Origin of the sequence: Pseudomonas sp. NPDC087690 (genome assembly GCF_044743175.1) — a bacterium.
GTDB lineage: Bacteria > Pseudomonadota > Gammaproteobacteria > Pseudomonadales > Pseudomonadaceae > Aquipseudomonas.
Map to the genome: position 1 here is coordinate 1 of NZ_JBIUVX010000014.1, position 8,731 is coordinate 8,731.

At 58.4% G+C, this 8,731-nt stretch carries 8 protein-coding genes, 1 tRNA gene and 1 pseudogene; 5 read left to right on the forward strand and 5 right to left on the reverse strand.

The window, feature by feature from the left end; translation table 11 throughout:
- The 5 genes from ybgF to nadA all read left to right on the forward strand — a co-directional run.
- Positions 1-723 (forward strand): tol-pal system protein YbgF (gene ybgF / locus ACIPIZ_RS15695; protein ID WP_401165994.1); only part of this gene is annotated, 723 nt, incomplete at its 5' end.
- A gap of 166 nt (positions 724-889) precedes the next feature.
- Entirely contained in the window at positions 890-1,537 is a 648-nt protein-coding gene (gene queE / locus ACIPIZ_RS15700; RefSeq protein ID WP_150647903.1) for a 7-carboxy-7-deazaguanine synthase QueE, read from the forward strand.
- 1 nt (position 1,538) lies between these two features.
- The gene (gene queC / locus ACIPIZ_RS15705) at positions 1,539-2,231 is read left to right on the forward strand and encodes a 7-cyano-7-deazaguanine synthase QueC (protein ID WP_064391768.1); all 693 of its coding nucleotides are present in this window, start codon (positions 1,539-1,541) and stop codon (positions 2,229-2,231) included.
- A 62-nt stretch (positions 2,232-2,293) separates the two neighbouring features.
- Positions 2,294-2,369, forward strand: a tRNA-Lys gene (locus ACIPIZ_RS15710).
- A 271-nt stretch (positions 2,370-2,640) separates the two neighbouring features.
- Positions 2,641-3,699, forward strand: coding sequence for a quinolinate synthase NadA (gene nadA, locus ACIPIZ_RS15715; protein ID WP_064391766.1), 1,059 nt, complete (start codon positions 2,641-2,643; stop codon positions 3,697-3,699).
- Positions 3,700-3,834: 135 nt separating this feature from the next.
- Here nadA and ACIPIZ_RS15720 read toward each other — a convergent pair whose 3' ends face one another.
- The 5 genes and pseudogenes from ACIPIZ_RS15720 to ACIPIZ_RS15740 form a co-directional block, all read right to left on the reverse strand.
- The gene (locus ACIPIZ_RS15720) at positions 3,835-4,323 is read right to left on the reverse strand and encodes an RDD family protein (protein WP_401165997.1); all 489 of its coding nucleotides are present in this window, start codon (positions 4,321-4,323) and stop codon (positions 3,835-3,837) included.
- Positions 4,324-4,419: 96 nt separating this feature from the next.
- Positions 4,420-4,632, reverse strand: coding sequence for a cold-shock protein (locus ACIPIZ_RS15725; protein ID WP_003227496.1), 213 nt, complete (start codon positions 4,630-4,632; stop codon positions 4,420-4,422).
- 404 nt (positions 4,633-5,036) lie between these two features.
- Positions 5,037-6,161 carry a glycine cleavage system aminomethyltransferase GcvT gene (gcvT, locus tag ACIPIZ_RS15730; protein ID WP_122662868.1) on the reverse strand — a complete coding sequence of 375 codons (1,125 nt, stop codon included), beginning with the start codon at positions 6,159-6,161 and terminating at the stop codon, positions 5,037-5,039.
- A gap of 169 nt (positions 6,162-6,330) precedes the next feature.
- Positions 6,331-7,707 carry an L-serine ammonia-lyase gene (locus ACIPIZ_RS15735; protein ID WP_401165999.1) on the reverse strand — a complete coding sequence of 459 codons (1,377 nt, stop codon included), beginning with the start codon at positions 7,705-7,707 and terminating at the stop codon, positions 6,331-6,333.
- A gap of 205 nt (positions 7,708-7,912) precedes the next feature.
- A pseudogene (locus ACIPIZ_RS15740) lies at positions 7,913-8,731 on the reverse strand (glycine dehydrogenase (aminomethyl-transferring)); the annotation flags it as partial.

Consider the following 8,731-nt stretch of genomic DNA (forward strand, 5'->3'; position numbering starts at 1 on the left):
TATCCGCCTGCAGGTTACGGTACGAACGGCGCCTATGCCGGGGGAGCGGCTTCGGCCCCTGCCTCGGCACAAGGCATGCTGTTCAACCAATTGCAACAGATGCAGGATCAGATTTCGCGCCAGCAAGGCGTGATTGAAGAACTGCAAAATCAGGTTGCGCGCATGAAGCAGGAATCCCTGGAGCGATACCAGGATCTTGATCGGCGCATAGGATCCGGCGTTACACCTGCCGCGACTCCCGAGAATTCTTCTGCCGGTGGCGACGCAAGCGCTGCTGCCGGTGCTGCCGCTGGTGCAGGGGCTGCTGCAGCAACCCAGGCTCCGGCTGCGGGTAGCGAACCGGCTGATCCGGCCAAGGAAAAGCTGTATTACGATGCCGCTTTCGACCTGATCAAAGCCAAGGATTTCGACAAGGCCAGCCAGGCTTTTGCCGCTTTCCTGCGCAAATACCCGAACAGCCAATACGCGGGCAACGCCCAGTACTGGTTGGGCGAAGTGAACCTGGCCAAGGGCGATCTGCAAGGTGCAGGTCAGGCTTTTGCCAAGGTTTCGCAGCTGTATCCCAAGCACGCCAAAGTGCCGGATTCGCTGTACAAGCTGGCTGACGTAGAGCGCCGCCTCGGTCATACCGATAAGGTCAAAGGCATTCTTCAGCAGGTGGTGGCCCAATATCCGGGTACCTCTGCCGCTCAGCTGGCTCAACGCGATCTGCAACGCATGTAAGGTCGTGTTACCCGTTTAGAAGAAACCCGCGCTTGTCGCGGGTTTTTTCGTTAGAATTCACGCCCTTTTTCTGAAACACGCTTCTTGCGGTCTGCGCGTTGGCGGGATTGCCTGAAGTGCCTGACGGAGGCGGACAGCCTGTTTAGCTGTTACGCCCGTGGCGACTATGCAAGACACATTGAGAATCACCGAAGTTTTCTACTCTTTGCAGGGGGAAACGCGGACTGCCGGGCTGCCCACTGTTTTTGTGCGCCTGACCGGTTGCCCTTTGCGTTGCCAATACTGCGACAGCGCCTATGCCTTCAGTGGCGGCACCGTGCGGACCCTCGACGACATCCTCGAGCAAGTGGCCGGATTTCGTCCGCGCTATGTCTGCGTCACCGGCGGTGAGCCGCTGGCTCAGCCGAACGCCATTCCTTTGCTCAAACAGTTGTGTGATGCCGGTTACGAGGTCTCGCTGGAAACCAGCGGCGCCCTCGACGTCTCGGCGGTCGATGCGCGCGTCAGTCGCGTTGTCGACCTGAAAACGCCGGGTTCGAAAGAAGCCCATCGCAACCGTTACGAGAACATCGAACTGCTGACTCCCAACGATCAGGTGAAATTTGTCATCTGCTCGCGGGAAGACTATGACTGGGCGGTATCGAAGCTGATCCAGTACGGGCTTGATCGACGTGCGGGTGAAGTGCTGTTCTCCCCAAGTCATCATGACCTCAATGCCAGGGATCTGGCGGATTGGGTGGTGGCAGACAACTTGCCAGTGCGGTTGCAACTGCAACTGCATAAATATCTATGGAATGATGAGCCGGGGCGCTGATATGACTGAACAACTGAACACCAACGAAAAACGTGCGGTAATCCTGCTGTCTGGAGGTCTTGACTCGGCCACCGTCGTGGCAATGGCCCGTGCTGAAGGCTACGCCTGCTACACCATGAGCTTCGACTACGGTCAGCGCTCCCACGCCGAACTGCATGCGGCTGCACGCGTCGCTCGCGACCTGGGCGTGGTCGAGCACAAAGTGATCGGCCTGAACCTCAACGGCATGGGCGGCTCGGCCCTGACCGACACCAGCATCGACATTCCCGAAGAACTCGGTGAAGGCATTCCGGTGACTTACGTGCCGGCGCGCAATACCGTGTTCCTGTCGCTGGCGCTGGGTTGGGCAGAAGTGCTCGGCGCGCGCGACATCTTTATTGGTGTGAACGCAGTCGATTATTCCGGTTACCCGGATTGCCGTCCCGAGTTCATCGAGTCGTTCGAGCGCATGGCCAATCTGGCGACCAAGGCCGGTGTTGAAGGCAACGGCTTCCGCATTCAGGCGCCGTTGCAGAACCTGAGCAAGGCGCAGATCGTTCAGGCGGGCGTGAAGCTCGGCGTTGATTATGGCCTCACTGTTTCCTGCTATCAGGCCGACGATGACGGCCGTGCGTGCGCCAAATGCGACAGCTGCCGCCTGCGCGCAGAAGGCTTCGCGGCCGCTGGTGTGGACGACCCAACACCTTATTTTTGATTATTTTCAAAAAGGTGTTGAATAGTCCTTAAAAATCAGTATTATACGCGCCACCACACAGCGGGTCGTTAGCTCAGTTGGTAGAGCAGTTGGCTTTTAACCAATTGGTCGTAGGTTCGAATCCCACACGACCCACCATATTTGGCGGTTTAGAAAATCCGGAAGGCCCACGAAAGTGAGGATTTCCGGGTTTTTTTTTGCCTGCATTTCCGCTATGCGTTAATTCAATACCCGCAGCGCTGACGCAGGTCAGAATCATCTTTTGTATCAACGGGATATTCTGTAGCCTTGCGCAGCTTCAATGCTGTCCGTGCCTGATAATACTCACTCTCCCGGCGGTACCCTCTAGCGGTCCGGAGCCGGGTGTATACTCGACTTTCGCGCGAAAGCGCCAGCAGGTCTAGCGCACCTGACCCAGATTTCCGAACGCCTTCTGGTTCAAGCCCACCTCGACGCCAAACAGCCCAAACCGCTGACCGCTGAGGAAGAGGCTTATTACCGTGCCGCCATCGCCGCCGAGCTCAAGGCTCAGGACGCGGTGCTGGTGGCCCACTTTTATTGCGATCCGGTGATTCAGGCTCTGGCCGAAGAAACCGGCGGTTGCGTATCCGACTCCCTGGAAATGGCCCGCTTCGGCAACGCTCACCCGGCCAAGACGGTGGTGGTTGCCGGCGTGAAGTTCATGGGCGAGACCGCGAAGATTCTCAATCCGGAAAAGCGTGTGCTGATGCCGACCCTCGATGCGACCTGCTCGCTCGACCTGGGTTGCCCGGTCGACGAGTTCTCGGCGTTCTGCGATCAGCACCCGGAGCGCACGGTGGTGGTTTATGCCAACACCTCTGCAGCGGTCAAAGCTCGTGCTGACTGGGTGGTGACATCGAGTTGTGCGCTGGAGATCGTCGAAAGCCTGATGGACAACGGCGAGACAATCATCTGGGGGCCGGACAAGCACCTGGGCACCTACATTCAGCGTAAGACCGGCGCCGACATGCTGCTCTGGGACGGTGCCTGCATCGTTCACGAAGAGTTCAAGTCCAAGCAGCTCGAAGACATGAAAGCGCTGTATCCGGACGCCGCGATTCTGGTGCACCCGGAGTCGCCGACGTCGGTGATCGAACTGGCAGATGCCGTTGGCTCGACCAGTCAGCTGATTGCCGCTGCACAGTCGTTGCCGAACAAGACGCTGATCGTGGCGACCGACCGCGGCATCTTCTACAAGATGCAGCAGTTGTGCCCGGACAAGGTCTTTATTGAGGCGCCAACTGCCGGTAACGGCGCAGCATGCCGCAGTTGCGCGCATTGCCCGTGGATGGCCATGAACACCCTTGAGCGCACGCTCAAGAGCTTGAAGGAAGGCACGAACGAGATCTTTGTGGATCCGGCGTTGATTCCGCAGGCGATCCGTCCATTGAAGCGCATGCTCGACTTTACTCAAGCTGCACGGATGAAACTGGCCGGGAACGCCTAAGCTCTTTCGGGCAACGAATAAACCTGTAGGAGTGAGCCTGCTCGCGATAGCGGTGTGTCAGATAACAATTATGTTGACTGACACACCGCTATCGCGAGCAGGCTCACTCCTACAGTGGTATTTGGCGTCTGGAAGTTATTTGGTCTTTTTCGGAATTCGCACGAGGCGAGTATCGGAGTAGATGTCATGCCACGTGCGCTTCTGCTTGTCGTACAGCGACCAGAAGAACCCCAGCCCGACGCACAACCACGATGCAATCGACACCATGAACCGCAACAGCGCCTGCCACAGGCTGATCGCGGTGCCATTGCTGTTCTGCACGCGAATCCCCCACACTTGCATGCCCAGTGTCTGCCCGCCATGGGTCCAGAACTTGGCAAAGAATGCGAACAGCACCAACAGCAGCACGGTGGAGTAGAGCGGATCGCCGTCGAGCTTGCCGGCATCGGTCATCACTCGTAGACGCTCTTCGCCAATGATCGCTGCCTGAATCAACTTGTAAACGAAACCGGTGACGATCAGCAGCGCGGTACAGAGCAAGAAGTCATAAAACATCGCTGCCAGGCGGCGACCAAGACCAGCGGGAGGAAAATCCCCTTGGGGCGTGAGCAGGTTTTTCGACATGGCAGCCTCTGGACGCAAAGTGAAGCGCCATTTTACGGAATCGCGCGCACAAAAAAGCCCCTGATATCAATATCAGGGGCTTTTTCGTAACAGAAATCAGGCTTCTGCTTGTACTTCGTCAGCCTGCATGCCTTTCTGGCCTTGCACAGCAACGAAGGTCACTTTCTGGCCTTCTTTCAGACTTTTGAAGCCGTTGCCCTGAATGGCGCGGAAATGCACGAACAGATCCGGACCGCTTTCTGGAGTGATAAAACCAAAACCTTTCTCGTCGTTAAACCACTTGACGGTACCGCTCTGACGTGTGGACATTTCTTATTTCCTTTGACGCATAAATTGATGACAGTCTCTTTCTCATGAAAGAGTACTGGGGCTGGTTGCAGGAGAGTAAGAAGACGTCGAACGGGATGTAGCTAACTTGTAGGCTACTGCCCAGGTCACGATTCCAAGCTGACCCATGCAAACACAGTGGACAAACTCTACGCCAACTACGGGAGAAAAAACAAGCCCTGTGAAGACCCCGGTTTTACTGCGCTTGCTGGCAGTTTGTCAGTCCACTAGTGCAGCCTTAGACGAATCGCTTGTTCAATTGTTTTCGAAGGTTATAAGCAAAGTTCATATTCGAAACGGTTGTTGGAAAATGCACTTTTTTGTGGCGATTGCGTTACACATTAGTGCACGCATTACGCAATCGCGTTACTTATAGAAACAGTCAATCAACCGCGATAGTAGCGTTGTGGAACAAATGGCATTTTGCTTACAAGCATTGGCACCTTTTTCCCACGTACGATGGCCCAAACGGTTGTATCGAGGGTGACATAAGCGCTGTCGAGGTAACCCATTGCCAGCGGACCGCCGAGGGTTGGTCCGAAACCACCGCTGCATACGGTGCCGATGATTTCGCCCGCTTCATTGACGATTTCCGCGCCTTCACGGACTGGGGTGCGTTCTTGCGGCAGTAGCCCGACACGTTTGCGCGCAATCCCATTGTGTTGCTGGGCGAAAATGTTTTCTGCCCCCGGGAAGCCGCCAGCGCGTGCGCCGTCAGCACGGCGGGGCTTGGAAATCGCCCACAGCAGGCTGGCCTCGATCGGCGTGGTTTCTGTGTTCATGTCGTGGCCGTACAGGCACAGGCCGGCTTCCAGGCGCAGCGAGTCGCGGGCACCGAGGCCGATGGCCTGGACTTGCGGTTCAGCCAGCAGAGCGCGAGCCAGTTTTTCGGCATCGGCGGCCGGCACCGAGATTTCGAAACCGTCCTCACCGGTATAGCCCGAACGACTGACGAAGCAATCCACGCCCAGCAGATTCACGCGAGCGAATTGCATAAAGGTCATTTTCGCAACGTCGGGAGCCAGTCGCGCCAGCACGGTAACAGCAGCCGGACCTTGCAGCGCCAGCAGCGCGCGCTCTTCGAACAGCGCCGTAATGGTGCATTGATCGCCGATGTATTGTTGCAGGTGAGCCAGATCCTGATCCTTGCACGCGGCGTTGACCACCAGGAACAGTTCGTCGTTGCCGAGGTTGGCGACCATCAGGTCATCGAGAATGCCGCCGGTCTCGTTGGTGAACATCGCGTAACGCTGCATGCCCACCGGCAGGTCGATGATGTCCACCGGCACCAGCGTTTCCAGAGCTTTGGCGGCGTTGGCGCCGGTCAGGCGGATCTGACCCATGTGCGAGACGTCGAACAGCCCGGCCTGTTCACGGGTGTGCTGGTGTTCTTTCATCACGCCGAGCGGGTATTGCACCGGCATGTCGTAGCCGGCGAACGGCACCATGCGGGCGCCGAGTTCGATGTGCAGAGCGTGCAGCGGGGTTTTCGACAGTTGTTCGGTGGACATGCGTGGCTCCTTGAAAGTTTGAGTTGGGGGCAAGAGGCAAGATCAAGATCAAAAGCCCCTCACCCCAGCCCTCTCCCGGAGGGAGAGGGAGTTAGGTACGTTTCTCTCCCGGGGGAGAGGGGGGCTAATTACGTTTTTCTCCCTGAGGAAGAGGTGGTCAATTTCGCGATCAGCATTCGATAATGTTGACCGCCAGACCGCCGCGGGCGGTCTCTTTGTATTTGCTTTTCATGTCGGCGCCGGTCTGGCGCATGGTGCGGATGACTTTGTCGAGGGAGACGAAATGCTGGCCGTCGCCGCGCATGGCCATGCGCACCGCGTTGATCGCTTTCACCGAACCCATCGCATTGCGCTCGATGCACGGCACCTGCACCAGCCCGCCAATCGGATCGCAGGTCAGGCCGAGGTTGTGTTCCATGCCGATTTCCGCCGCGTTCTCGACTTGCTGAACACTGCCGCCGAGCACTTCGCACAACGCCCCGGCCGCCATCGAACAGGCCACGCCGACTTCACCCTGGCAGCCGACTTCGGCGCCTGAGATCGAGGCGTTCTCCTTGTAGAGAATGCCGATGGCCGCAGCGGTCAGCAGAAACCGCACGACGCCGTCGTCATTCGCGCCGGGGATAAAGCGCATGTAGTAATGCAGCACTGCCGGAATGATTCCGGCCGCGCCGTTGGTTGGCGCGGTGACCACGCGGCCACCGTTGGCGTTTTCTTCATTCACTGCCAAGGCGTACAGGTTGACCCAGTCGAGCACCGACAACGGATCGCGCAATGCTGATTCCGGGTTCTTGCACAACTGCCGGTGCAATGCCGCCGCGCGGCGTTTGACCTTCAAGCCACCGGGCAGAATGCCTTCGTTACGACAACCTGCAGCGACGCAATCCTGCATCACTTGCCAGATGTTCAGCAGGCCGGCGCGGGTTTCCGCCTCAGGGCGCCAGGCGCTTTCGTTGGTCAGCATCACTTGACTGATCGACAGGCCATAAGTGGCGCAGTGACCGAGCAAGTCCTTGGCACTTTTGAACGGGAAGGTCAGCGGTGTGGCGTCTTCGACGATGCGATCGGCACCGGCGGCGTCCTCGTCGACAACAAAGCCACCGCCGACCGAGTAGTACTCGCGGCTGCGGATTTGTATTCCCGCCGCATCAAAGGCGCGAAAGATCATGCCGTTGGGGTGATAGGCCAACGGCTTGCGGATCATCGCCAGGTGTTCTTTCTCGTTGAACGCGATGCTGTGTTCACCGAGCAGGTTCAAGCGAGCGTTGCCGCGAATCGCTAGCAGGCGCGCGGCGACGGTTTCGGTGTCAACGGTATCGGGGTGTTCGCCTTCGAGGCCGAGCAGCACGGCTTTGTCGCTGCCGTGACCTTTACCGGTGGCACCGAGGGAACCGTAGAGCTCGACGCGAACGCTGGCGGTGGCCGTTAGCAGATTTTCACGGCGTAAACCTTCGGCGAAACGCGCAGCAGCGCGCATCGGGCCGACGGTATGGGAACTGGAAGGGCCGATGCCAATCTTGAACAGGTCGAACACGCTTAACGACATGAGTGGTTCTCCGGTTTCTTGTTATGGGAATTGGCGGAAGTCCGAAATCGGTCGCAGATCCCTTGTGGGAGCGAGCCTGCTCGCGAAAGCGCTGGGTCAGACAACCTTTCATTAACTGACACTACGCTTTCGCGAGCAGGCTCGCTCCCACAGGGGGATCTGTGGTGTTGCAGAAATCGGGGCGATTAAAACGCCCCTCATTCGTTTAAGCGTAGCTTTCGATCGACGGGCAGGCGCACACCAGGTTGCGATCGCCGAAGACGTTGTCGACGCGACCGACCGGTGGCCAGTATTTGCCTTCGATCAGCGACGCTACCGGGTAAACGGCCTGCTCGCGGCTGTACGGGTGAGTCCACTCGCCAACCAGTTCCGCCGCAGTATGCGGAGCGTTTTTCAGTGGGTTGTCGTCCTTGTCCAGCGTGCCGTTTTCCACCGCGCGGATTTCTTCGCGGATGCGGATCATGGCGTCGCAGAAGCGATCCAGTTCTTCTTTGGATTCACTTTCGGTCGGCTCGATCATCAGCGTGCCGGCGACCGGGAACGACATGGTCGGGGCGTGGAAGCCGAAGTCGATCAGGCGCTTGGCGACGTCATCAACGCTGATGCCGCTGCTATCTTTCAACGGACGCAGATCGAGGATGCACTCGTGCGCCACCAGGCCGTTGCTGCCGGTGTACAGCACTGGGTAGTGCTCTTCGAGGCGACGGGAAATGTAGTTGGCGTTGAGGATCGCCAGCTGCGAAGCGCGCTTCAAACCGGCGCCGCCCATCATGCGAATGTACATCCAGGTGATCGGCAGAATGCTCGCGCTGCCGAACGGTGCCGCGCAGACCGCGCCTTCCTTGCGTTGCATCTGGCCGTGGCCGGGCAGGAACGGCGTCAGGTGCGACTTGACGCCAATCGGGCCGACGCCCGGGCCGCCACCGCCGTGCGGGATGCAGAACGTTTTGTGCAGGTTCAGGTGGGAGACGTCGCCGCCGAACTTGCCCGGTGCGCAGAGGCCGACCATCGCGTTCATGTTGGC

What these genes read in the sequence shown, in the direction of transcription:
- queE (WP_150647903.1), top strand. Translation starts at nt 890, where the DNA reads ATGCAAGACACATTGAGAATCACCGAAGTTTTCTACTCTTTGCAGGGG.
- queC (WP_064391768.1), top strand. Translation starts at nt 1,539, where the DNA reads ATGACTGAACAACTGAACACCAACGAAAAACGTGCGGTAATCCTGCTG.
- ACIPIZ_RS15720 (WP_401165997.1), bottom strand. Translation starts at nt 4,323, where the DNA reads ATGTCGAAAAACCTGCTCACGCCCCAAGGGGATTTTCCTCCCGCTGGT.
- ACIPIZ_RS15725 (WP_003227496.1), bottom strand. Translation starts at nt 4,632, where the DNA reads ATGTCCACACGTCAGAGCGGTACCGTCAAGTGGTTTAACGACGAGAAA.
- gcvT (WP_122662868.1), bottom strand. Translation starts at nt 6,161, where the DNA reads ATGTCCACCGAACAACTGTCGAAAACCCCGCTGCACGCTCTGCACATC.
- ACIPIZ_RS15735 (WP_401165999.1), bottom strand. Translation starts at nt 7,707, where the DNA reads ATGTCGTTAAGCGTGTTCGACCTGTTCAAGATTGGCATCGGCCCTTCC.